Annotated in this window: 14 protein-coding genes; 6 read left to right on the top strand and 8 right to left on the bottom strand. The window is 55.1% G+C overall.

The window, feature by feature from the left end; all coding sequences use genetic code 11:
• The first annotated feature begins 71 nt into the window (after positions 1-71).
• Together ACEN2J_RS09065 and ACEN2J_RS09060 are read left to right on the top strand one after the other, a co-directional pair.
• On the top strand, positions 72-12977 hold the full coding sequence (locus ACEN2J_RS09065) for a hypothetical protein (RefSeq protein WP_442105223.1): 12906 nt from the start codon (positions 72-74) through the stop codon (positions 12975-12977).
• Positions 12978-13049: 72 nt separating this feature from the next.
• Entirely contained in the window at positions 13050-14708 is a 1659-nt protein-coding gene (locus ACEN2J_RS09060) for a ShlB/FhaC/HecB family hemolysin secretion/activation protein (RefSeq protein WP_442105143.1), read from the top strand.
• Between the two features lie 324 nt (positions 14709-15032).
• Here ACEN2J_RS09060 and ACEN2J_RS09055 read toward each other — a convergent pair whose 3' ends face one another.
• The 5 genes from ACEN2J_RS09055 to ACEN2J_RS09035 form a co-directional block, all read right to left on the bottom strand.
• Positions 15033-17246, bottom strand: a complete 2214-nt coding sequence (locus tag ACEN2J_RS09055; RefSeq protein WP_442105141.1) for a hypothetical protein — start codon at positions 17244-17246, stop codon at positions 15033-15035.
• On the bottom strand, positions 17243-18112 hold the full coding sequence (gene motA, locus ACEN2J_RS09050; protein WP_442105139.1) for a flagellar motor stator protein MotA: 870 nt from the start codon (positions 18110-18112) through the stop codon (positions 17243-17245). The genes ACEN2J_RS09055 and motA overlap by 4 nt, the downstream gene beginning before the upstream one ends.
• 66 nt (positions 18113-18178) lie before the next feature.
• Positions 18179-18775: a MotE family protein gene (locus ACEN2J_RS09045; protein ID WP_442105137.1), complete on the bottom strand. Its 597-nt coding sequence runs from the start codon at positions 18773-18775 to the stop codon at positions 18179-18181.
• Positions 18772-19155, bottom strand: coding sequence for a hypothetical protein (locus tag ACEN2J_RS09040; RefSeq protein ID WP_442105135.1), 384 nt, complete (start codon positions 19153-19155; stop codon positions 18772-18774). The genes ACEN2J_RS09045 and ACEN2J_RS09040 overlap by 4 nt, the downstream gene beginning before the upstream one ends.
• Before the next feature lie 13 nt (positions 19156-19168).
• Positions 19169-19651, bottom strand: coding sequence for a flagellar basal body-associated FliL family protein (locus tag ACEN2J_RS09035; RefSeq protein ID WP_442105133.1), 483 nt, complete (start codon positions 19649-19651; stop codon positions 19169-19171).
• Positions 19652-19772: 121 nt separating this feature from the next.
• Between ACEN2J_RS09035 and fliF the strand changes: the two genes are divergently transcribed.
• From fliF to fliP, 4 genes are read left to right on the top strand one after another with little or no spacing between them, the layout of a single operon-like run.
• On the top strand, positions 19773-21395 hold the full coding sequence (gene fliF, locus ACEN2J_RS09030) for a flagellar basal-body MS-ring/collar protein FliF (protein ID WP_442105131.1): 1623 nt from the start codon (positions 19773-19775) through the stop codon (positions 21393-21395).
• Positions 21395-21991: a flagellar biosynthesis protein gene (locus ACEN2J_RS09025; RefSeq protein WP_442105130.1), complete on the top strand. Its 597-nt coding sequence runs from the start codon at positions 21395-21397 to the stop codon at positions 21989-21991. The genes fliF and ACEN2J_RS09025 overlap by 1 nt, the downstream gene beginning before the upstream one ends.
• A complete protein-coding gene (locus tag ACEN2J_RS09020; RefSeq protein ID WP_442105128.1) occupies positions 21984-22256 on the top strand; it encodes a FliM/FliN family flagellar motor switch protein in 273 nt (90 codons plus the stop codon). Before ACEN2J_RS09025 ends, ACEN2J_RS09020 begins: the two co-directional genes overlap by 8 nt.
• Positions 22253-22972 carry a flagellar type III secretion system pore protein FliP gene (gene fliP / locus ACEN2J_RS09015; protein WP_442105127.1) on the top strand — a complete coding sequence of 240 codons (720 nt, stop codon included), beginning with the start codon at positions 22253-22255 and terminating at the stop codon, positions 22970-22972. The genes ACEN2J_RS09020 and fliP overlap by 4 nt, the downstream gene beginning before the upstream one ends.
• Positions 22973-23122: 150 nt before the next feature.
• Here the strand turns inward: fliP and ACEN2J_RS09010 are convergent, their stop codons facing one another.
• From ACEN2J_RS09010 to ACEN2J_RS09000, 3 genes are read right to left on the bottom strand one after another with little or no spacing between them, the layout of a single operon-like run.
• Positions 23123-24160, bottom strand: coding sequence for an OmpA family protein (locus ACEN2J_RS09010; RefSeq protein ID WP_442105126.1), 1038 nt, complete (start codon positions 24158-24160; stop codon positions 23123-23125).
• Positions 24157-24891, bottom strand: a complete 735-nt coding sequence (locus ACEN2J_RS09005) for a GNAT family N-acetyltransferase (protein WP_442105124.1) — start codon at positions 24889-24891, stop codon at positions 24157-24159. Before ACEN2J_RS09005 ends, ACEN2J_RS09010 begins: the two co-directional genes overlap by 4 nt.
• Complete coding sequence (locus ACEN2J_RS09000) at positions 24888-25610, bottom strand: competence/damage-inducible protein A (RefSeq protein ID WP_442105122.1); 723 nt, start codon at positions 25608-25610, stop codon at positions 24888-24890. Before ACEN2J_RS09000 ends, ACEN2J_RS09005 begins: the two co-directional genes overlap by 4 nt.
• Positions 25611-25681 lie beyond the last annotated feature (71 nt).

The following is a 25681-nucleotide window of genomic DNA, read 5'->3' as shown; positions in this document are numbered from 1 at the left end:
CATTTGCGGGCAACAATGCGCTGAACGGTGTGGCGACAGTCATCACCGGCGACAACCAAGTTGAGGCGCTGATGGGCGCAGGGGCGCATGTCACTGCGACAGGCGCGGTCAATTTGATTGCCGACAATGACTTTAGCACCTTTAGCCTTGCGGGTGCCGCCGCTGGCGGTGGGTCGAATGCAATCGGCGCCTCTGCGTCAGTTGTGGTGGTCGATAACGTCACCCGCGCCGCTATGGCCGATGGCACCGGCACGGCAGATCGGGCCGAAATCAATACAGATGATGCGATCACTATTTCTGCGACGGCCAAAGAAGAAGGCCTAACTATCGCCGCAGCAGGGGCCGCTGGTGGCAGCAATGCCGTGGGTGCTGGCGTTGGCGTTTACGTTCTGGATACAACCACCGAAGCGGTGGTCGGCAACTTTGCCAAAGTCGGGAATGCCTATAACACGGGGTCGGTCACTCTGTCGGCGAGCGATGTCACGACGCTGGATGCCATTGGCGGTGCCGCATCGGGTGGCGGCAGTGCAGGCGCTGGCGCAGGGGTTGCGGTCAGCGTAATCGACAAAACCACCAAAGCGGCCTTTGGCCAATCGGCCTTGGTCAGATCTGCAAATGTTGTCGTTGATGCCGCCAATACAGAAGCGCTTTCTGCGATTGCGGTGGGTGTCGGAATCGGCGGATCGGCGGGGCTTGCCGGTGCGGTTTCGGTCTATGCGGTCACCACCAAGACCACAGCAAATGTCGGCGAAAACGCCGATCTTTATAGCTACGGCAACGTTGCCGTTATGGCCAGTGATGATACTGGCATCGACATGCTGGATGGTGCCATTGCAGGCGGCGGATCAGCGGGTATCGGGGCCTCGGTCGGGGTAACTGTTATCAACGCCACGACGCTGGCCAATGTGGACGATAGTGCCAAAGTTACGGCGCTTGGGAAGGGGGCTGACCAAGCCTATGTTACGGGATACACGCCGTCCTTTGGCGCGTTCACCGGTACGAACAGCTTCCAAGCGGCAGACGTTAACCATTCGACCGTTGCGGCGGCAGGTGCTGGCGCGGATGAAGACAAGCTGCGCACTTCTGACGATGCACGCAAAGCCGGTCTGATGCTGCTGACGGAAAACCGGCTTAAAGCGCCTGTCACTGCGCAAGGCCGCGGTGTGATTGTCAATGCCTTGGGCACGAGTGCTGTTCGTTCAATGGCGGTCGCAGGTACAGCGGCAGGTAGCGTGGCTGTGTCTTTGTCGGCCAGCGTGCCTGTTATCACGATGGATACCAAAGCCTCTGTCGGAAACGGCGTTGAGATTAATAAAATGGCCGGAGTGGCCGCCGATGACGCGCAATCGTTAACTGTGGCCGCCGCGAGTGACGTCTATGTTTTGGGCTTCTCGGGCGCTGTGGCTATCGGTGGGTCGGTCGGCGGGGGCGCTGGCGTAAACGCGGCGGTTGTCGATACCAAAACACGGGCCATCGTTGGCACGTCCGATGTCGCGGCACAGGGCAATGTGAGCGTATCGTCCAAAGCGTCCGAAGATTTTGCGATTTGGGCTGTTGCAGGCGCTGGCGGCGGCGTTGCCGCCTTGGCAGGCAGCGGGTCTGCCGTTGATCTGACAACGGAAACAACGGCCACATTGGGCGGCAAGGTTGTCGCACAAGGCAATGTCGACGTGATCGCCGACGATATAACCCGCACAGCAATGCTGGCGGGGTCGGTCGCCGTTGGTGGCACGGCTGGTATTGGTGCCGCCGTCGGGGTGGTTCTTGTCGACAAGACCATTACAGCCTCGATCGCCTCTGGCGCGCAAGTGACGGGCTTTGGCAAGAGGGCCGTCAACCATAATATCTATACCGGTGCTGGCTTTGATGCATACCGCAGCACGCGCGGCGTAAATGTCGAAGCGAATTCGACCCAAGCGGCGCTGACACTTGTGGTGTCTGGGGCAGGCGGCCTTTATGCGGGTATAGCGGGTGTTCTGTCGTTGAACCTGATGGACGTCACCACCTCGGCCTTTGTCGGTGCGAGTGCACAGGTCAATACCGAAGGCGGCAATGCTGGCGCGACGTCTGCACAAGACGTTTCTGTCACCGCTCGCGATTCTACAGTCACATCCGTGGCCGCCGGTGCGGTTTCGGCAGGCCTTGTTGGGCTGTCGGGTGCGGTTGACGTGGGTATCTTTAAAACGACCACAGCGGCCTATGTCCAAGATGGCGCCACCGTGAATGCAAAAGGCGATGTATTCATTAGCGGCCTGTCCAACAAGGCGGGCGACTCTTTGGTCGCCAGTGGCTCTGGCGGGGCTTTTGCGCTGGCTGCAGGTATTGCGATTTACAGCTATGGCGATGGTGTCGCCCCCGGTGGCGAGGCCGACAATGAGTTGGACGAGTCCAGCGACGGCGTGGCGAACATGGACGGCGTCAATTCTGACGCTCAGGATCAGGCAAATAATTCTGAAGTGGATAACCTGCTTCAGGATTCCGATGATGACCGGGTCAAACAAATCAGCTCTGATGCGCAGGCCAAACGGGCTGGCATTAACGTGGCGGGGGCCGCTGCCGCGCTTTCCGTTCCTGCGGGTACGTCTGCCAGCGTTGGCAGTGCAACGATCAACGCAGGCAAAAGTGTTGGTGTGACCAGTTCGGATGATCTGGCGATCGATCTGAAAACCGGTGCGTTTGCGGTCGGTGGTGCGGCTGTCGGTGCCGGTATCGCCGTTATCACAGTTGATACGGGCAGCACGGCCCAGATCAATGGGGCGGCGGCTTCGGTTACGTCCGCTTCTGTTAACGTCAACGCGGGCACAGAACACAGCATTAAGGCACGCACCTTTGCCGGTGCTGCGGGTGGCTTTGTTGCTGTCAGCGCGGATGCTGCCGTGATCAAGGATCGGTCGCGGACCAAGGCCTATGTGCAGGCGCAAAACATGCTTGTCACCAACGGTGTGGCCGTGAATGCAGATGCATCCCGCGCGATTGATATCGTCGGGCTTGGTGTCTCTATCGGTGGCACCGCAGGCGTTGGCGCATCGGTGGCCATTGCCGAAATCGGTGGTGTGATTGATGCCACTGTCCAGAATACCAGAATTAACAGCGGGTCGGTCTCGGTCTCGGCCAAATCAGATGATGACGTGGTTGCAGACGCGACGGCGGCAGGTGGCGGTGTTGGGATAGCGCTTCAGGGCGCGGGGACCACGGCAACCGTGTCGCCTACTGTGTCGGCGACCATCGACAACTCTCATGTCACAGCGTCCGGTGCGGTTGATGTCAGCGCCGAGGCAATCGCCAAGGCCGATACTACAGCCACCGGCTTTGCTGTGGCTGGCTTGCTTGCTGCAGGCGGATCGCTGGCCGATTCCACCGTCGCGGCTAAGGTGAGTGCTACAATCAAAGGCGGCTCGACGATTGATGCGAGCAGCATCGACGTGTCGACAAACCTGAACGCGGCCAAGGTCAAAGCGGCGTCAAGTGGCTCTGCCGGGGCGCTGGTGGGGCTAAGTGCCACAATTTCGAACGCCAAGAATACCTCTTCTGCTATCGCCTTGGTTACAGGCAGCACGCTGAAGGCGACGGGTTTGGTCAATATCGCGTCGACCTCTACGACCAATCAGGATTCGCATGCCTCCGGTCTGGCTGTTGGGCTTGTTGCGGCTGGCTTTAACACGTCCAAGGCCAAGTCGAATACGACAACCCAAGCCGTCCTGAATGACCTGGTTAGCCTTGAGGCCGGGTCGTTGACCATTGACGCCAACAGCACAGATACCAACAAAGCGGTGACTGTCGCAGGCAGCGGCGGGCTTGTTGCAGGCTCGGCCGCATCGGGGACAACCGAAACGATCAGCAGCACCCTTGCCAGCGCGGACCAAACCGCAGGCGGGTACAACATGACTGTGACCGGTACGACCGATATATCGGCGCTGCATCAGACCAATTTTGCAGGGTCCGTTGATAGCACCCAAGCCTCTCTTGCGGGCGGCAGCGGTGCAGAGCTGTACCACACGGTTCTTAGCGATGTAGATGCCCATATTGGGAATAACATCAACCTGTACGCCGCAAACCTAAGGATTGCAGCGGATAACCTGACCACAAACACGTTCCTGCCATCAGGCGCGTGGAACGTGGATTCAACGTCGGGCGGGCTGGCCTCATTGCCAGCGGGTGGTGCTACACTGAACCTCAATCATCGCAAGACCAATGCGTCGATTGGAGAAAGCGCCTTGGTTCACCTGATGCCAATCGGCGGGGTGACTCTGTCAGATCTGACCATGTCGGCGCACAGCGATATTACGGCACAGCAAAAGGCAAAAATCGACTCTGGCGGTGCGATCGCATTGGCCAATGTTGATATCCTGTTGGACGCTTTCGCGAATACAACAGTGTCGGTTGGGAACAACTCTGACGTCATCGTCGATAAGGGCGACATTCTGATGGCAGCCTGGGGAACGGCTAACATCGATGTTCGGGGTTCTGCCACGACATATGGTTTGGCTGGCGCCCCGTCGGGCGAAGCGGATGTGAACTATACTGGGGACAATTCGGTCACTATCGGGCAAAGTGTTCGGCTTGAAGCCTCGGACGGGATTAGCCCGGTTGACGGGTCCGAACCGAGCAGCGCCTCGATTAACCTGTCGGCTGGCAAAGATCTGGATCTTGCCAATGCTGCAGGCAAAGATGTTACAGGCTTTAATGCCAAGCTCGCGGTTAATGCGACACTTGATATTTTCAACAACACGGCAATTCCGATTCCAGCGTCGCCAGATCCGACGGCCATCATTACGAACGCGTCCTATGTTGTTGTCAAAGACAGCGGTGCAACGGCACAAAAGGGCGTGAATGCTGCGGGCGACATCACTATCAGCGCCCATCGTGGCGACATCACCGCAAGCGCAGTCGGGACCGGGAAAGACATCTACCGCGAAGCGCTGGCCGCTATTGCAAGTGCTGTCTCGAACGCCTTTGGTGGCGATGACGTGTCATTCGATTATCATGGTGGAACCTCGCGCATCGCAGGAAGCGGGACTGTTCAGGTTGACGGGTTGGTCGATACCGGCCTGCAACGGTTTAAAACCGTTCAGATCAAATATGCCGAAACTGACTTCCAGCAAGAGGTTTATGGCACCAATTACTGTGTCGTCGCCAATACCGCCTGTATCGCCGACCCGACTCTGACCGATAATATCAAGATCACGATCACTGGGGAAAAAGCGGTCGGAACGCAGATCCTTAACCGATTGACCGAGCTGCAAAACTTGCTCGACGTCTATGATAAAGATGTCATCGCGGCAGGCGCCTATGCCAATGAAATCAAATTCTTGCAGGACAAATTGGTGTCCCTTGGGTTGGGGTCTTATAGTGCTGGTGTCTTTGTACTCGGCTCCTATACCGGCATTTCCCAAAAAGACGCAGCTGCCCAATCGGCTGTGATTGATACCACCAATATCAACACGACCAATGCCAGCTTTGTTACGGCGACAGATGGGGTGTTCAATTCGACGGTTTCTGACATTGCTGCGGAAATTTTGAAAGGCTACAATACGGGGCAAGCCGGCGTAGACAGCGCCGTTAGCAGCCTGAGCAATGCCTTGGGCACCGTGAAAACGTTCTCGACCTATGCCGTTGCGGTTCCCGCTTCTACTGATCCGGGGTATGCTGCGGCAGTGGCCTATAATGCCGCTAACGTAAGTACGGCTGCCGCCATTACGGCCCTGATCCAAGACGGGCAAACTGCTGCTAATTCTGTCGGGACTCTTAAGACCGCGAATGAAACAGCACAGACAAATATCGTGACGCAGCGCGGCATTCTTTTGGCGCAACAATCCGCGCTGGCGCTGGCCATCGCGCAGGGCAATCCGACCGCCCAAACGGCCGCTCAACTGGCGATTGGCACCGCCAAATCGGCCATTGATACCAATCTGGGCGTGATCGCCACGAATAACACCGAGATGGCGGCCGCGGCGACGACTGCCGCAACAAAGGCAAAGGATGCCAAATCTGGCATCGATAGCTTTGCAGCAACTCTGCAAGGCAGAGCCGCTGCCGGGGCTGCCAGAGACGCGATTACGGCGTCAATTGCGACCCTGAATAGAAGCGATACAGGCGTTCTTGCGAATAACGGCGCGCTGGCCTTTGCCGGAGGCGCGGTTGCAGCGCTGGACGAGCAAAAGGACGCGCTTTCGACCTATTTCGTGTCAATAAATGCTAAGGTTACGACGCTCAGGGCGGCTGCGCCTGCGACTGTTCCGCTTGGGTCTGCGACGTCTGTCGCGGCGTTTGAAAAATTGCTGACTGGCCTGAATTCGTCGCTTGGTACCAACAACTACAATGCGATCAACGGGTCTGGCACCATCGTCGGCCCGACCGCCCCCGAGATCATTGTGCCTGACACGGTCGCCCGTCTGGGCAACATCTTTATCAATGCAGATACTTTGATCGGCGGCGCCAGCGGGAAACTTGCAGCCCCGGGCGATGCCAGAATTCTGGTGGAAAACTTCACCGCCGCATCGTTGGTCCTGAATAACCTTGTCATTCCGACCTATGATGCCGGAAACGTCCGTTTCAACGGCGCGCTGGTAAACAGCGCTGACGACATCAATTCGATGAATGGCGGTACGCAGCTTGACACGGCCTTCCAGGTCAAGACAGGTCTGGTGTCGTCGCGGCCGCTGGTCGAAATTCTGTCGCATTACAATCCCGAAGACTCGGCGTTCCATAACACCGCCTCGGGGCTTCAGCATCTGAAAGGCAATTACGTCGGGCCTGATATTATTCTGAACACCGGTTCAGTGCTGGAAAATACCACAGGTGCGGTGCGAATTATCAGTGACGCCGGCAACATCTATGTCCGGGGCCAAATCAATGCCGGATCGGTTGAAATTGTTGCCAAGAACGGTGATTTCGTCGCCAGCTATGTGAACGGATTCAACCACATCGGTGGTGACCCTGCACAGTTTAACGATCCCGAACGCTTCTCCGAAGCGGGGCCTGGCATATTGGCCAATGGCGGCATTTCTATTGCGGCACGCTACATCAACATCAACAGCACGATCCAAAGCGGAATCGTGAACAACGTGTTGAACCTTACAGCAACGCCTACTCTGACCACGTACGCAGTCGGAAATATCGGCCTGACGGATCCTCAGGTTACGGCAGCAATTGCGGCGTATCGTGCGTCTTTGGTCGGGGTTGTTGCACCATCTTCGACCATCGCCTTGCCGAATACCGCAGGTCAGACGATCAACTTGGTTATGCCGACCGGTGGCATTAACCCCACTGAATTGGCCGATGCAGTTGCCGATTACACCCTTGCGATCACCACCAATTCGGCCAAAGACCCGATCTATTCTTTTGATATCGGGGGCGGTGCCTTCAAGCAGGTCAACATTAAAGACTGGATTGACGGCTCGATCACCGGCCGGCTTGAGTTCAGCAAAGCCCAAGCCGAATACTACATGGACCCTGCCAATCGCCCAGCGGGCGTCGCGAATTGGACTGCAGTCGGCGACGGCATCTACCAACTGGTAAGCGACACCAGCACCATTGGCGCGAACTACAACACCGCCGACAAGGTGTTTGAGGTGAACGGGACCAGCGTTCATGGTGGCTATATCCAGCTATATGGTCAGATCATGAACACCGCCAAAGGCTCTGGCGCGCTCAAGGTGCTCGACGGCTTTGGCACTATCGACATCAACAATGCCAGCGGTACCGCTGTCGTTCTGAAAACGCTCAACACAGGGTCGGACGTTGTTTCGACCGTGTTCAATGACCAAAACACATCGCAGCTGCGCGGTACGGCAGGCATTATCGACATCACCGATGTGGTCAGTGTTGTACCGACCGCGGGCCAAGATACGGTGACGGTTAACGTCAAACATTCGGTCTATTCGCGCGTTTATGACCCGGATGCAGCAACGCCCGCAGGTCAGGTGCGCGTCGCCGTGGTCAACGGCACGATTGATCCGGTCACCGGCCGGATTATCAACAACGCCACGGGTACATTTGAAACAACCGCTGATTTGACCGCTGCAATGACGAACACAGGCAGCGACCGCAATGCAACCTATACGACGACCGCAGACCAGCGGTACGTCTGGACCACGGCAGAACAATTTAAGCAGGTGACCAAGAAGACAAACAGTTCAAGCGCGACGTTCTTTAACTTGGTTACCTACGACACAGATACGTTCTATAATGGGGCGGTAACCACCTCTGAGGGCGTTGGTCGCCTTCCAGATGGTACTTATGTCTCGCCCAAGAACGTAACGCTTTCGGTTACAAATACCCCGATTACGACCGGCAGCAGCGGTGTGGTCGTGACACCTTCGGTCACGACAGAGGTCGCCAATTCAACCCTTAGCGCAGTTGACTTGAAGACATACGACTTTACCTACATCACGTCCGACTCTGGCGTCTATGAGACCGGCCGTTATTATACATGTTCGGTCGCTTGCTTCCTGTCAAAGACGACATACGTCCACATGCAAAAAGACCAAACCTACACCACGATCACGACCCACTCTCTTAAGGCTGACAATCCGATCGCAATCTCGTTCATCGGTTCGGATACCGGGTCGATCACGGTGGATTCCGTTGGTGACGTTATCATTAACAGTGACATCAAAAGCCTTGGTGGCGATGTTAATATCAATGTTACGGGTGCCGGTAAGTCGATCTTTAAAGGCACCGATACCGGGCTTATCACGGCACAGTCTGTCTCGTTGAATGCGTCCGGCTCGGTCGGGGGGCTTGATTATGCCAATGCGACCACGCCGGTTACGTCCAAGGCGATTTTCGTCAATATGACAAAACTGGCTGCGGGAACGCAGGGCATACTTAATGCCAATGCCGGTGACGGGAACGTCTCGGTCTTTGGGCGCGGCGATTTGCGTGTGGGTCAGGTGACTGCGGCCAGCAGCACCTATTCACCGACGACAGGTAACGTCGAGCTGTCTGCGCTTGGGTCTATCCTTGCCGCCGACCCTGCGTCATTGGTGCAAGGGTATAAAGTCACCCTTTCTGCGCTCAGCGGGTCTATCGGCTCGACGGCGGATTATAACAGTTTGCTGCACGTCAATTCTGGCTATACCAGCGATCCGGCCCTTCGGACGTTCGGTGAGGCGCCGCAAAATGTCTATATGGGCCTTACGGCGGTTGCCGCAGGCGATATCGGCATCCGGTCAAGCGAGTGGGCCGCTGGTGGCAACCCTGATGGCACCATGCTGGTCAATCAGGTCTTGTCGTTGGGCGGAGATGTCACCTTGGCCTCGACCGGTCAGATCCTTGATAACAACCCGGTTGAGACGATTGACCTGCGGACCTACAACCAGCTGTTGGGCTATTGGGACAGCCTTGGCCTGCTAGAAGATTCCGCCAGCCGGACAGCGGTTGATGCGGACACTGGCGCCACTTATGCGGTGGACGGTATCACAAGCGGCAATAACCAAGCCAAGCAGGCGCAAACTATCCGCGCCTACGAGAATATCAAAACCAAGCAGTACAACCAGTATTGGGCGATCCGCTCTACGCAGGCTGATCCAACGGTGTTTGACCCAACCTTCGAGGTCACGCTTGACCCGACATCGGCGACCTATAAGTCGTTGTCTAGTTTTTATGCCGAGCAGATTTGGGCGGCCAAGGATGCGACAGTAACGGCTGCGGTGGATGCAGGGGTTCAAACTCTGATCCAGACTTATGAGACAACAAACTCTGTCGTTCTTGATCCGCTTTCGGCCAAATATCAGGCCCTTAGCACAGAATACACAGCGCAAGTGCGCGCTACTTTGGACCCAACTGTTGACGGGCAGGTTTTGGCCAAGATTGATGACTACAATCAGGTTCAGACAGCCGAATACCGCAACTTGAACGCCACGGTGGGGGCGACATCCGCAAATGCCTATCTGGCGAACTACGAATACAAAGTCTCGGCAGCGGATCTTTCTGAGTATCGCCAGACCCTTATCGACACGAACCCAGCCGCGACTGCAGCGCAAATTCAGGTGCTGTTTGATGCGGGGGTCGACAGCTATATCCAGACTGTCGAGACGCAAAAGACCGCCGACTTCAAGGCGGCACATCCGACCACGGATGATCTGGCGAACGTGTTTGTTGAAAACTACCAATACAATGCGACCGCAGCAGAGGAGAGCGACCTGACCGTCGGCTCCGTCTGGACAGAACGTCAGCTGGCGTTCTCTATCGCGCCAGGTGCGCTGAAAACTGTGACGGGTACAAATCCGGTTATCAAAGACCCGAACGTGTCTGGACGAACTGTTGAAATCTTTGCCGAAATGGGGGTTGGTGAAACAGCCGCCGGTACGGCAAATCCGGGCGTCTCTATCCGGTCCAGCCTTGATCCGGCACTTTTGACGGCGGATCAAAAGGTGGCTTTGGCCGCTGCCGAACGGTCAGACCTATTGTTGACGGTTGGGTCCGTCGCAATTCCGGTCGCCCCGCCAAGCTCGGCCAAGCCTGCAACGATCCAGAAATACAATGATGCGCTGGCCAGCTATCAAGCTGCATTTGCAGCGTATCAGACGGCGGTTGCCGGCCTTGTGATACCTGCGACGGTTGATATTCCGTTGGGCGCGAAATTCGTTGACCTCACCCCGATTCAGCAGGCGTTCTTTACGGCTGCTGCTGCGGGTCTGGTGGCGGCTGACAACACCGTTTTGACCGTTCTGAGCAAGCGGCCGTTGAACTTTAACGCCACTGAAGAGCTGAACGTGACCGTGACTGCCACCCCAACCGGTGCCATCGACTCGGATATCGGTAAGGCGTTCCTGGCGTCGCAAACCGGGGCATTGCTTGGTGCGATTTCCACCCAAGGAGAAACCCGCATCAAGGTGCGTGACGACATTGCGAATTCGGGCGGCCCTGGCCGCGTGTTTTCGGCAAGCCCGACAAAGGCGATCCAAACGGGCGGCGGGTTCATCTCGAGCGGCAACTTGATCTTGGAATCTGCCCAAGGCGGAATTGGCTCTACAACAACACCGCTGAACCTCGCGCTTAATATTGGCGCGACGACCACCGCGCGTGCGCAGAATGGCGTCAGCCTTGTGTTTGCGGGTGACGGTCTTTTTGCGGGTGACGGTCTTATCGACACGGTTTATTCACCGCAAAACGTCACACTTGATGCCAAAACTGGGTCTTTGATCAACGCAAATGGTGATAAGCTGATCAATATCCTTGGCTCTCAGGTCAATTTGACCGCTGCGCTTGGGTTTATCGGAACCGGTACGAACAGACTGAATGTGGGCGTCAATCTGGGCGGGACCATTAAGGCAAACGCCAAAGACGGTATCAACTTGTACGGCCCCATCGGTTTCACGTTTGCGGTCAGCGAAGCGAAATCAACGGCTGGCGGCACGATCGATCTGTTTGCCGCAGGCGACAGCACCGTTGACGGCGTGGTCGAGACGGCAGGTGACATCAATCTGACAGCCGGTGGCCGTCAGATTATTACCGGCAACGGCGCTGTAACATCGGGGGCAGGGGCCGTCACCATAGACGCCGGCTCTCTTAAGATGCTGAACGGCGTGGCCTTGTTTGCTGCGGGCAAAGTCCAAATCGATACCGTTGGGGATGCGCTGGTTACGGGCATTACGTCGGCAAGCACGCTTCTTGATGCGGTTTCCATCACGGCAGGCGGGCAGGTCTTCGCGGGTACGCTGGCGGGCCGTCTGTTTGATATCAATGCGATGGCGGCTGACGCCGGCGTTAAAATACTTGCCGGTCTGGGTATCGGCGACAAGACGCAGGCCAATGAGACCGCAAAGGATAATACCGTCACTGTGGCGGCAAATCCGCTGCGCATCATGACCAACACACTTGAGGCTACCGCGATGGACGGAGCGATTGACGTCGCTGCGCTGAGCGACATCACATTGGCAGCTGTTACGAAGAAAGCGGGCAGCATCCGCGTGACGGGCACCGGTAAGATGGATATCAAAAACGCGACAAGCGGTGGCAGCCAGACCTTTATCGCGCAAGACGCTCTGACCTTTAAGAGCTTGTCGACAGCCGGATTTGGATCGGATATCGGCAATATCGCGTTGACTTCGGTTGCTGGGGGTGTTGGCGGGGGCGATATCGATGCCAACGGATCTTCGGTCATCTCTGGCAACGGGGTCTCGTTCGGGGTAATCACTGCTGGCGTGGATTCAACCATTACATCGACGAGGAATATCACGGGCGACACCCAGATAGCCGTTGGTGATGTGAACGATACGGCAGGGTCCGGCGGTTTGCCGGGGTCGCTGAGCATCAAAACCATTCGTGGTCGCAATATGCGCTTGCAAGCTACAGACGAGCTGAATGTCGACGATCTGCAAGTCGCTGAGGTTCTGACGCTGCGGGCTGATAAGATCAGCGCAGAAAAGGTCACGCAGGACCCAAGCGGCCTTGGCCCGTTGATGCTGACCCTGACAGGTGCGGATGGGGCCGTTGCCACAAAAGCAAACCTGAAGAAGGTCGTTGCGGCTGCCATTGTGATGGACGAATTGAGGGTGGTCGATACGACCCTTACGACAACGGCCACTAAGGTCGATATCCAGAGCGCCTTTGTTCCGGGGACTTTGTTGCTGACATCGCCAATCCAGACAATCAATGTCGATAACCGCACACCTCTGCCGCAGCCGGGCAGCAATGTGCAAGTCCATGTTCCAAAGTTTGCCTTTGGCCTGACTCTGGATGGGAATGCGACGTCGACGAATGGAATTGTCGTGAACTACGACGCGACTGCCAGGGTCACGGATATTCTGCCATCGCCATTAGACGGGATCAGTTTGACCCGCGATACTGTCAGACAGTTTCTACAGGCCGACGACAGCCTTATCCAATCTTTTGGGTCGATGACATTAACTCCCAACGACGGCACTGCACTCGCCGAACTGGACGGGACAATCGTGGTCATTGACGGGGTCGAATATATGGTCTTCGTGCGTGGCGATGGGCCGGCTGTCTTGCTACGGCAAAGCCGTTGATTTAAAATGATAAAAAGAAAAGTCGCCCATAACGTCGCCCTGCCGACCTCTGAATACTATAAGGATTACCCAATGAGATCTTGCTTCCGGCGTCTTTCAGTCTCTTCCGCTTTGGTCGGGTGTGTCCTTGTGGGGGTGCAGTTCGAATATGCTCAAATGGTTAACGCCGCGCCAACGGCGGACTTGTCAGCGAAACTGGCAGACCAAAACATCGACCGACTTGATGCGATTGACCAAGCCACGACCGTTAAGCAAGACGGCCCAGGAGTCGTCGCCGATCCGTTGAACCGTCGTGACTTGCCGCCGCGGGGCGGCGCGACAGTCGTGCTTAAATCCATTACGTTTGCGCCGCCTTCAGCGTTTCTGAGCGATGCAGAATTGGAAACGATTGCTGTAAAATACAGATCTAAAGCCGTCGACTTTTCGCAGATTTCGGAATTGGTGCGCGACGTCAATGATCTTTACGCAGAAAAAGGGGTCGTGACAGCGGCAGCCATCTTGCCCCCCCAAAATCTCGCTGATGGTAATCTTCAGGTTCGGCTGGTCGAAGGCCAAGTTGGCAATGTCGCTTTGGTCGGTGACCATGTGTCAAAAAATGACTATATATTTGGCAGCGTACGGCTTTCAAAAGGCACGACCGTCGATGTCCCGACTGCCGGAAGTGATATTGAACTGTTCAATCGGACGAACCGTGCACAGTTGCGGCTGTTGCTTCAGCCGGGTGCAGAATTCGGCTATACGGATCTGCTTTTGGGCATTACCGAGCCGCCCCAAGACGAACTCCAGTTCTATATTGATAACGAAGGTGTTGAATCGACTGGCGAATTGCAGGCCTCTTTCCTCTATCGCCGCTATGGCATTATGGGCCGGGATGATACATTTCTGGCCTACGTTGCCACAAGTGAAGGTAGCATGTCAGGCACTGCACGATACGAATTCCCGATCAACACGCGCGGCACCAGACTTGCAGCAAGCTATACGGCATCTGATGTCACCGTTGTGAGCGGTCCTACTAAAATTCTTAAAATCACGGGGGCGTCGCAGTCTGCTAGTCTTTCTGTGACCCATCCGCTTTTCTTGAATGACAAATGGACCGTCCTTGGGACCGGGTCTGCCTTTTACGGCGAGAACAAGTCTTGGTCGGCAGGCGTTCCACTTGTTGACTCGGGTACGATCAAATACGCGCCTGGTGTGAGCATGTCGTATAAGGGCGATAAAGGGTCAATGGCAACTCAGGTGCAGGCAGTGTTTGCGAACTCCAAAGACGTCCTTGCAGGAACGTCCCGTGATATCTTCCTGCTCGCAGGGTCTGTGAACGGTCAATACAGGTTTGAAAATGGACTGACGTTTATCGGTAGTGGAGCTTGGCAACATACGCGTGCAAAGCTTGTTCCGGGCAACCTGCTGTTCCAGATCGGGGGACCGTCAACGGTGCGCGGATATCCGTCTGATGGTATCGCAGGAGACAGTGGATTCTATGGCCGGCTGGAATTGCACGACCAAATACCCTTCAAAGAAACGTCTTTTGATGCCTTTGCATTTACGGATGTGGGGGCGGTTTATTCGACCTTTCCGAAGTCCACGACATTGGTATCTACAGGTGTGGGGGTCAACTTCTCTCTGGATGATAAGACCAGCTTTGGGTTGTCGCTGGCCGTTCCGTTGAAAAAATCTCTCACCAATCAATCTGATTTCGTGATTTCAGGCACACTGATGGCAGTGGCACGTTAACTTTCAGCGGCTAACAAAAACTGTATTTTGGGGGGTCAAGTGACGCAGTGTTGCGGTCGCCTAGACCCCTAAAGCTTGCAGTAAGTATTCTCGGATAGTCCGAGTGGACCAGCGTTTTGGTGGCGCTAAAAGGCAGTTTTGCATGGTCGATTTAATTGTAGGCCCCTGATTTTGAAGTATAACACATCTGAGTGGGCCATAGAACTTCAATGATGATTGTGCCATTTGACCATCCCTCAAAACAACTTGCGGCATAGATATACGATAAAGAGCAACTTCGTCGTGTGCTAAACGGGGGGATGTCAATCTCAGACTATTGATTGGTCAATTCGGTACATGCTGAGATGAAAGCAACTGATTTAACACTGCTCTCGCTTTTTCACTTTCCGCAAGTGTGTCGCGCGTTCGAGCCAATGGGCCTTTAACCTCGGACTCACTTTGTTGCGCCGTCTGCGCTGTGGTTGTAGAAACGTCGACTTTTGGTGATGCTTCTGTTAGCGCCGCAGCATCGCGCCAGATTCCACTCTCGTTCAACGTCATAAGCTCTGGCCAATCGCGCTTTTGTCGTGCAGCGATGCTGGCCTCATTTTCTTGGCCAGATTGTGCGAGCTGGTCAACTGCATCGGCCGTCTGCATCTTGGCTAACGCGCGTGCCCTTAATTTATTGCTATTCTCATTTTCTTGTCCTTCGAGCAGGCTAAGTACTTCCAAATTATTACCGAGTAATAGCTGTGCTTCGGCCGCCAACACCAGGCCTTCGTCGTTTCGTTCTGATCCTGCCTCTAGCCATAGCAGGGCTTTGTCTGGAAAACCTAAATCTAACAAGCGGCGAGAAATTTTTTGACGGGTCTGATCTGTAATTTGAGGTTTTTCTTGTTCAGCTTGTAAAGTGGCAATCGTTAAAATTGCGTCATTCGAGCCATGGTTGGCAAGCACTTCCCAGACTTGCTTTGCTTTTGGATCGTATTTATCAACCTGTTTAAATGCGTCAATAAAACGATCCTGTGAAGCATAAGCAAGTGCAAGAGCTTCGCGCAGCCCAGTCTCGTTTGTGCCTCCTTGTGCCTCTTTCAGCAGGGCTTCGGCGGTTACTGCCAGGTCGAGCGTTACTTCTCTCCCTTCATTAACGTGTGTTTCAATTAGCGCAATTGTGGCTGCGATACCGGTTGGGGTCGAAGCTCCTGCCAATTGCGAAAGCTGCACCTCAGCCGATGCTATGTCTCCTTCAGCCAATTGAATGCGGGCATTGAGCATAGCTTGCGGCGGATCGTTTTCTTGCGCCGTACGCATCATTGCATCCCTAACGGCCATTGCGGTTGGATAGTCTTCGGCAGCTAAAAATCGTTCGGCCAATCCTGGGCCAAGCTGACGGCGCAAATGGGTGGGAAATGCAGAAAACGCTCTTAGCATTGCAGGGATCGCAATGTGGTTGAGTGGCTTTAGCTCTTGTTTCGCAAGGACAGCCCAAATGGCGGCATTGGTGTCACAATTTTCCATACCTGCGAATTCCGAGCCGGGTGGGATCTCAAGGTCAATGATATATGAAAGCGTTTCGAGTAGAGCACGCTGCGCTGGGGAGCTCTTGAACCCACTTGCTATTTGACGAGCTTCGGCCCCAAATCCAAGAGATAAATAGTATCGCATAGCCCTAGAAATCGCATCAGCCTCGGGGTGATCGAATTCTCCTACGAGCCCTGTGGTATTATTTGCAAATTCAGCCGCCACATTTGAAGGATCTGCCCAGTTGCCAATATTGAGTTTGTCATCTGGTATGCAAGCATTCCCTGCGGCAGTCATCTCATCCTCGCTCGGTCTGCTGGCGCCAGCGACCAATCCCATTTCGCGTTTGATTCTAATGTTTTTTTCCAACGCATGTCCTTCGCGATCCTGCTCATCACTTTTTATCTTGTCGACGGCATCAACTACGCCAGCCGCAACGCCTTTACTAAGTTGCAGTAACAGTTCGTTTCTTACATGGTCTAGAGATGGTTCTGCCGCCAAAATGCGAGTCGGAGGCAGACTGGGTGTGTGCCGCGCAGCGTTTTTAATTGCGCTGGCGACGTCTGTTGATAGTTGTTTTTCTTCGGGATTGTCCGTTGTTCTAGTCGTTTCTGGCGCAATTTCTAAGCTAGACAGGGGAGCTGCAGTCCGCCCATCTCTGTCCAGTTCAAAGGCTGATCCATCAGGCGGGGAGCCGTCTACAATATCGACAACCAGCACACCAGCTTGCAATGCAATTGGCGCGGCATAGCATTCGCACGACAGCATTATATGAAGTGTATCAGCTTGCGCATTCATTTCTGCAATGCGTCGTTTCGTTATGCGCTTAAAGGCGTCAGCAAGATCGTACTGGACGTCTTTGCTGTCAATAACGAGATCATACCCTTCACGGGTTCGAAACAAGCGCCATTCTTTGTTGCTTGGCCAAGAAGCAACCAACCTCGTAAACCCATCATGTTCACCAGAACGTACAACGACAGTTTGTGAATTAGATGCGGTCGCGAACCACACGAAGAAGAGTATAAGGAAAGCTTTCATGCCGCGTCTTGCTTTAGTGCGCGCATCGCTTCTTCCAAGTCGCCAAAAGTTGGACGGACATGGTGTGGCGCGTTTTGGCGCCCAACCTCAATGCATATGTTTGGCGGGTGGCTGTAAAGGTTTGCGATCAGCACCTCTCGAATCAGTATGTGGAAGTGGTTGTCTTCTTCAGTCACCGTTTTGACACGCGTAGCGAACGGACCCACGATGCCGTAGGCGAGAAAAACACCTAGAAACGTTCCAACCAATGCGCCACCGATCATTTTACCTAGAATCTCGGGTGGCTGGTCCAATGCACCCATTGTCTTGATGATCCCAAGAACGGCCGCAACGATCCCGAGCGCGGGCAGGGCGTCAGCTACGCTTTGCAGTGCATGGCTTGAATGCATTGCATGATGCTGATTGGTTTCCATGCGCTTGTCCAACACCTCTTCCACTTGGTGCGGGTCATCATAGTTCATCGACGCTGCGCGCAATGTATCGCAGATCAGTTCGACAGATTCGTGGTCATGTTGAATCTTGGGGTAGCGACTGAAGACAGCAGATTCTGAGGGGTTTTCAATGTGCTCCTCTAGAGCGACGGGGTTGGTTCTGGCGATGCGGACCAACTCAAAAAGCAAACACAATAGATCTCGGTAATCGGCGGGCTTCCACTTTGGGCCTTTAAAAACCTTACCAATATCTTTTGCGGTTTGTTTAACCGAAGGCAAGTCATTCGAAAGCAAGAACGTTCCGAGCGCCGCCCCGCCGATCATCACCATCTCAAATGGCATAGCCTTAAGAATGATTCCCAGCTTCCCTCCGGCGAGCATATACCCGCCAAAAACCATCACAAATATGACGACGAGACCTATTATGCCAAACATTGCACGCTCCTGATTTTTATCTGATTTCAGGGTGACAGAGACGGGTTAATAAAGCCTGATGATGCGTTAGTTCTTGGGCACGTTTGCGTTTCGACCAGCTAAAATAACACTGATCGCGTAGGCATCGTCAGGAGTCATTCCCGACAAAATTGCCGCCGAAGCCTCTGGGCGCATTCGGCCTAGGAAACCTGCTGCAAACTCTGGTGCCATAGCTGAAAACAGGGCTGCGGCCTCTTTCGGCTTCATTGACTGATACACTTCTGTAAGGCGCGTCAGGTCCTCTTCCGATGCCCCATCCGCACGGGCCAAAGTTTCACTCAACTGATCTTCTGCCGCGGCAAGAGCTTTCATCCTAATATCAATGGCTTGGTCCGCCAAAGCAAGCGCTGCTAGGCGATCCTCTAATGCGGTTTCTTTGGCTGAAACACGTGCTTCTCGCTCGGAAAGGGCTTCTGCCAAGGCGGCCGGAGGCAGGGGGCAATCCAAAGCCGGCATCGAGTGTTCGGCTTGCGCGCCGTTTTCGGGGGTTGTCGCCCGCGCAATGGCAATTCCAATTCCATCACCCAAACGCAACGCGCCAGAGAATGCCAACAGCATAGCAAGGATAAAGAGCGTTCCTCGGCCACTACGGCGCGCAGTCTTAGGATTGGATCCCATACTCATTCTGCCGCCTCCAAGTTGTCCTGCGCTGATTTGCGGCGTACAAAACGCAATCGCTTTTCAGGCTCGGCTTCTGGGGGAGGGGGGGCTTTTTGTTCTTCGGGCAAGTCGTGCATTGATGCCAACAATAACTCAAGCCGCCCGGCAACGTCCTCGCCCCGCTGGGTCATTGTTTCAAGTGATTTTACCTGCCGATCCGCAGCCCCACGTGCCGTTTCCAGCGCGCGCGTCATGTCATCCACCTGAGCGGATAGCACAGCAATTGCGCCCCCCATTCCGGTTTCAAGCGTCTGGAGTTTTTTAAGACGCTGCGCCAGAATGTAGCAGTAGATTGCGGCCCCAAAGGCGCCTGACGCCAAAAGAATATCTGCTATAAATTGCATGCTCTTTCCTAACTTAATTCAAAACGAATTCGGTGATTAGAATATCGCGCACCCGGCCTTCACCGGTCACGATTTGAATGCGGCGCAACATGTGCGCGCGAATGCGAACCAGAGCTGACGGATCTTCCAGTTGGGCCACGTCGATTGCTCTAAGATACCCATTCAAGACATCTAGAATCCGCGGCATGAGAAGCGTGACATCTTCGGTCGCAGGTTTGTTTACCTCAAGCTGAGACGTGAACCGAAGGTGCCGCGCCGTAGCACCCGGCCCCAGCGAAATTACAATGGGGTCGACTGGCACAAAGGCAATGTTAGGCAGTGGCCCGATTGGCTCGGCTACCGGTTCTTCATGTGACTCGCCGAGAATCATGCCGGACCAAGTTGCATAAAATCCGCCGCCGCCAAGAACCAGCGCCAAAACCAAACCAATGAGGATCGGCAGCTTTGATTTCTTCTTTGGTGGTTCGTCTTCACTTGGGGTTTTGGCGTCTGCCATCGGTGTCTCCGTCAATTAAATCTAAATTCCATATAAACCGATGTTCACTAACCGATTGTTAAGACCAATCCGCGAAACCTGAATGCGACAGGGGCAGAAGCCCTGAAAGGAAATAACTCGTATGCAAAACCTGATTTCGCTTTGGTCATCCCTCAATCTGCGCCGCCGCATTGTTATTGTTGGTGCTACCCTCGCTATGTTTTTGGCTATTTTTGGCCTTTCACGTATGGCCGCAACGCCCGGAATGGCATTGCTGTATGCGGGCCTCGATAACAGTGCATCGGGTGAGGTCATTCGCGCGTTGGATCAGCGCGGTGTGGCGTATGAAGTTGTTGGCGATACGATTCGGGTTGATGCGACCCAAAGAGATTCGTTGAGGATGGTCTTGGCCGCCGATGGCCTTCCTGCTACGGGCGCTGCTGGCTATGAGCTGCTTGACGGGCTGACCGGCTTTGGCACAACCTCGCAGATGTTTGATGCCGCTTATTGGCGGGCAAAAGAAGGTGAACTTGCCCGAACCATTGTTGCCGCCCCAGCGATTCGTACGGCGCGCGTCCATATCGCCCAGTCGCAATCGCAGCCATTTCAGCGTGATCGCCAGCCGACGGCGAGCGTGACAGTTACATCGACTTCCGGCACCCTCTCTGAGACGCAAGCGAATGCCATACGCCACCTCGTTGCGGCAGCTGTCTCGGGGATGCAGCCAAGTGACGTGTCGGTCATTGATAGCGTTGCGGGTTTTATCGCCTCGGGCGAAGGCGCAACTAGCCCAAGCTTTGGTGCTGATTCTCGTGCGGAAGAGCTGAAAAGAAATATTGAACGACTTTTGGTTGCACGGGTTGGCCCTGGCAAAGCTGTGGTCGAGGTTTCTGTCGAGGTTGAGACAGATCGTGAACAAATTACAGAGCGCAAGTTCGATCCCCAAGGTCGGGTCGCAATATCATCAGACTCGGAACAGCGCAGCAATTCTGCGACGCAACCTGCTGGCGATGTCACTGTTGCGTCAAATCTGCCGACAGGTGATGCGGCGAATGGGGGGGAAGGCAAAAGCAATTCGACAGAGACCCGCGAGCGCGTAAACTTTGAGGTTTCCGAAACGCAGCGGGAAATTCTGAAAAGCCCTGGTGCATTGCGCCGAATTTCGGTTGCGGTACTTGTTGATGGTGCCCAAGTCACCGCGGCGGATGGTACAACGTCATGGCAACCTCGCAGTGAAGAAGAACTTTCGGTTTTGCGCGAATTGGTGACATCGGCGGCGGGGTTGGACGAGGCAAGAGGGGATGCTCTTGTCTTGAAATCGCTGGAGTTTGAACCCCTGTCCGATGTCGGCTCCGTTGCTGAAGCCAGTATGCTGTCCATATTTGGGCCGCTAGATCTTTTATCCATAATTCAGGTGGCAGTTTTGGCCGTAGTCGCGCTGATATTGGGCTTGTTCGTCGTGCGCCCCCTTCTTACGGCAACAGCCAAGCCCGCCGAAAGTTCAATCGGCGCTGATCGCGCTTTGGCCCTGCCTTCAAAAGAGGTGACGGCTGAATCGCGTGAAACAAGTACCCCACGTGTTTTGACCGGTGAAATTGACGACAATGATTTGCCAGATTTGCCAGTTGTATCGAAAGATTTTGATGCAGATGGAAAACCGTCAGACCCGATGGATCGTCTGCGCCGCTTGATTGATGAGCGGCAAAGCGAGACTGTCGAGATTCTGCGTGGCTGGATGGAGACAGAAGAAGAGGAACAAGCATAATGCCGCCGCTACAGCTTGAGGTATTCGAGGCCGCTGGCACCCCTAAAGTTGAGGCAGAGCAGCAAGATTTGGATGCGCTCGATGAGGCCAGGCTTGTATCATACGAGCAAGGCTATGCTGCAGGATGGGACGATTCAGTTTCGGCGCAGAACGAAGAGAAAAGTCAACTTGCTGCTGATTTAGCACATAATTTGCAATCTCTTAGCTTCACCTACCACGAGGCGCGCGTGCATGTTCTGCGTGCGCTCGAACCTCTCTTGACCGAACTCGTTGGTCAGTTCTTGCCAGAAGTAGCAAGAACAGCCTTGGGAGCTACGGTTCTTCAGGCCTTGTTGCCACTGGCTGAAAGCGCCGCAGACACCCCGATTAAAATTTTATTCAATCCCGCAAGCCGCGATGCAATCGAACCGCTCATCCAGCAGGCAAACTGCCCCCCTCTTTCCCTCGTAGAAGAGCCCACCCTTGGTGAAGGGCAGGTGTTCTTGCTGCTTGGCGAAAATGAAACCCGGGTCGATCTTGACGGGGCAATCACAGAAGCAAAATCAGCCTTGCAGGATTTTTTCAAGCTTATGACAAAGGATACAAAAAGTGGATGATCTTTCAGAGGCAAACCCGTTTAGCCAAGTGCCGATTGAAATCACAATTTCGGTCGGCCGCGCCCGTCCGCAGGTTCGAGAGCTGTTGAAACTTCAGAAAGATGCCGTGCTGGCATTAGATCGCCGCGTTGATGACCCGGTAGAGCTTTGGGTCGGGGATCGTTTGATCGCACGCGGTGAACTCGAAGAAATGGAAGGCGAAAATGCAGGTCGTTTGGCCGTTCGCCTGACCGAGGTGGCAAACCTGCGCGGAGGTTTATCATGACAAGGTTGCTGGGCGTAGCGCTGGCGCTCTTGCTGTTTGCATCTCCGGCGTTGGCCCAGCAGTTTACACTGGAACTTGGCGAAGGCCCTAGCCTCTCAGGGCGGGTTGTGCAGCTCTTTTCATTGGTCACAGTACTAAGTTTGGTCCCCGGAATTGCGGTTATGGTTACCTGTTTTCCGTTTATCGTTACGGTTCTGTCAATTCTACGGCAAGCTATTGGTCTGCAACAATCGCCACCAAACATGATGATCATTAGCCTCGCGCTGTTCCTAACTTGGTTTGTGATGGAACCGGTTTTCACAGAAGCTTGGGTAAAAGGCATTCAGCCGCTTACTGAAAATAAGATCCCAATCGAAGAGGCTATGACGTCAACAATCGCACCATTTCGTGTTTTCATGGCTGCGAGAATGGATCCTGAAACCTTTTCTACCATGCAAGCGATGCGGCCGGTGCAAGTCTCGGCACCGGTCGATGCATCTCTCTCGCTTTTGGTGCCATCTTTTTTGTTGTCTGAAATCCAAAGAGCCTTTGAAATTGGCTTTTTGATATACTTACCTTTTTTGATTATTGATCTCGTTGTAGCTGCCGTACTTATGTCGATGGGAATGATGATGGTTCCCCCAGCGGTCGTCTCAATGCCATTTAAGCTCGCGTTCTTTGTGGTTGCTGATGGCTGGGCTTTGGTTTCCAGCGCTTTGGTAAGGAGCTTTTCATGAAATCTGGACCTGTCCCGTTTTCGTGCCGCCCTCGGTGCTCGTTTAGGAGGCAATTAGGGGGTATACAAAGCTTAGGAAAATGCGGGTCGCGCGCCGAAGTGCTATCCTAAAATGTGAGAGTATTCACGCGACTTCGAAAGCAAGAATCGGTTACTGAACCGAGGTTAAAACAGCCTCAACCCGTCGGTTGATCCGGCGGCCTTCCTCGGTCAGGTTGCTGGCGATCGGCGAAAGATACCCAACGCCTTGGGCCTCAATTTGGCTGGGCGGAATGCCATATGCCTCAATCAGCCGGGCGCGAACCGAGGCGGCGCGGCGTTTAGATATAAGGAGATTGCTATCAAGCCCACCCGAGGTATCGGTATGGCCGACGAGCGCTATGATCTTGTTCGGATTGTCCTTCAGCCACTCTGCCAAAGCGGCCAGTGATGCATAGCGCCCCTCGGTCAGATCTGCGGCGCCGCTGCCAAAATCCAACCCGTCCAGAACCAACGAGCCTTTGGTCACGAATTGCAATCCATCCGATGCACCATCGGCTGGGGGAATAAGGGGGGGCTGGTTTGGGGCGGTAAGGTTTACTGTTTCGCCGGTCAAAGGCTCGAACCCTTCGCCCATGCCGTTCGTCGCGGCAAAGAGGGGCGGGCCTGCATCCGCCATCGCCCGCGTGACCTGAACAAAGCCCTTGTTGGCCGAACGGCTGACGATCACGCCAACCGCCTCGGTTTCGCCAGCGACCTGACGCTCGGCCGACAGAAAGCGAAAATCGCCCAGATCAACATGCATCTGCGGTTCCGGCAACACATCGATTGCAAAGCGAAAATCAAACCCGCCGCAAACCATCGTCTCACATTCAAAAACCGGTTTGAATCCGGCGTCCAACAGTTGTGCGCGCAAAGGTTGCATCAGATCAAGACTGCTTAGCTTGGGTGTGTCCACTTGCCAGGCTGCGCGTTCGACCATTCCGTCAATGCTCTGCGTCGAAAACGCTTGGGGGCTCCAAGCGCTTGTCGGCATTGCATAACTGTCGCGCGTGGTGGTCGGGCCAAAGGTCGGCGTTGCGGGGCCCGGAAATTCAAGCGTAAAGGCCGGCGCTGCCGCCGTGCCGAGGAACCAGCACGCGATAGAAGCCCACGCCCAAGCTGGGGCGAACGGCGCAATTCGTTTCGTTAGGGCCTTTAGGCGTGTCACTGCTCCGGTGCCTCTTTGGGTTGCTTTTTCCGGTAGTGGTATTGTCCCACAGCTTCCATTCCAAGGGAAGCATAGAGCGAACGGGCCACCGTATTTGCCTGCGTGACAGCAAGGCAAAGCATTTCCGCACCTTGATCTTGTGCCCAGCCTGCCGCCATCCGCATGATGTTGTTGGCGGAACCTTGCCGTCGTTGGCTCGGGCACACCTCTAGCGCGTGCAGCATCGCCGCATTCGCATGGCAAGCCACAAAAGCCACGCCTGATGCCCGATCATTCACACGCCCCAAAATTGTGGTTTTTGGTCCTTTCGCACGGTCCATCACGGCCAGCCTGCCTGGCCCAATGCCCGCATCTGCCCAAATCTGGGCGGCAATGCTAAGGGGAGGCCAAGTGGCAAAGGCCGACATAGCGGTAGGTGCCGGCAGCGCCAACGCCGCGACAGGGGCCGCATAGACAACCACCGGATCATGCAGCACATAGCCCCGCGCGGCCAGCAACAGGTCTAACGCAATATCGCTATGCCGGATCATGAACAGGGCATCTTGGCCAAGAGCTTGCATGGCGGCCTCGGCCCCTGCAATATCGTTATCTGTCACAGCCGCCTCGGCCGTCGCTGCTGAAACGCGCTGCCCACCGCCAGCACCCTCTCGGATCATCCATGGGCCAGTGCTGCGCAAACTGGCAGCAGGCCAAGTATGCTCTAGCACGTCATAGATTTGCGCGGGCGTCATGCGGGAAATAGCGCCGCAAGCTGGATCATCGCAGCGTCAATCTGGCCAGCATCGGTGCCGCGAATGACCAAATTCGTGCCATGCGCGCCATTTTGGGTGAAGGGATACGACCCCATCGACAGATCGGGATAGGCGGCCGCAAGTGCGCCAAATGGTTCGGCCACCTCGCCTTCGCCGCGATGAACCCGCAAGGATTGGCTAAGCAATGGCGCGCCGCCGGTCAGGTTGGGCAAAACGCTGGCAACCATGGCTTGGAAAATATTAGGCACGCCGGCCATGACATGTACATTGCCCAGCGTAAATCCGGGGGCGATAGAGATCGGGTTATCGATCAGCGTGGCCCCATCAGGAATACGCGCCATGCGTTGCCGCGCCTCGTTAAACGGCATACCCGCGCGGTCGTAATGCGCGGCCAACAGCGCCATGGCATCGGCCCGCTTGCTGATCGGCACGTCAAAGGCCGCCGCAATTGCCTCGGCGGTGATATCGTCATGAGTCGGCCCGATTCCGCCCGAGGTGAACAGATGATCCACCCCCGCCCGCAGCGCATTCACCGCCGCAATAATCGCGCCCCGATCATCCGAGACGACCCGCACCTCGGCCAATGTAATGCCGTGGCGTGTCAGCTCTCCGGCTAGAAAATGCGTGTTGCTGTCACGGGTGCGCCCCGACAAAATCTCATCTCCGATGACCAGCATCGCGGCAGTCGGGTTGGGCATTTTCGGCTCCTCTGGGGTTGTTCCCCTCTTGATATAAGGCGCGGGTAGGGCGGTTTCAAACTCAGTTTGCC

The organism is Pseudorhodobacter sp. W20_MBD10_FR17, assembly GCF_052119765.1.
In the GTDB taxonomy this organism is placed as follows: Bacteria; Pseudomonadota; Alphaproteobacteria; order Rhodobacterales; family Rhodobacteraceae; genus Pseudorhodobacter.
The sequence above is the reverse complement of the archived record's forward strand: the minus strand, read 5'-3'. Positions and strand labels throughout refer to the sequence as shown.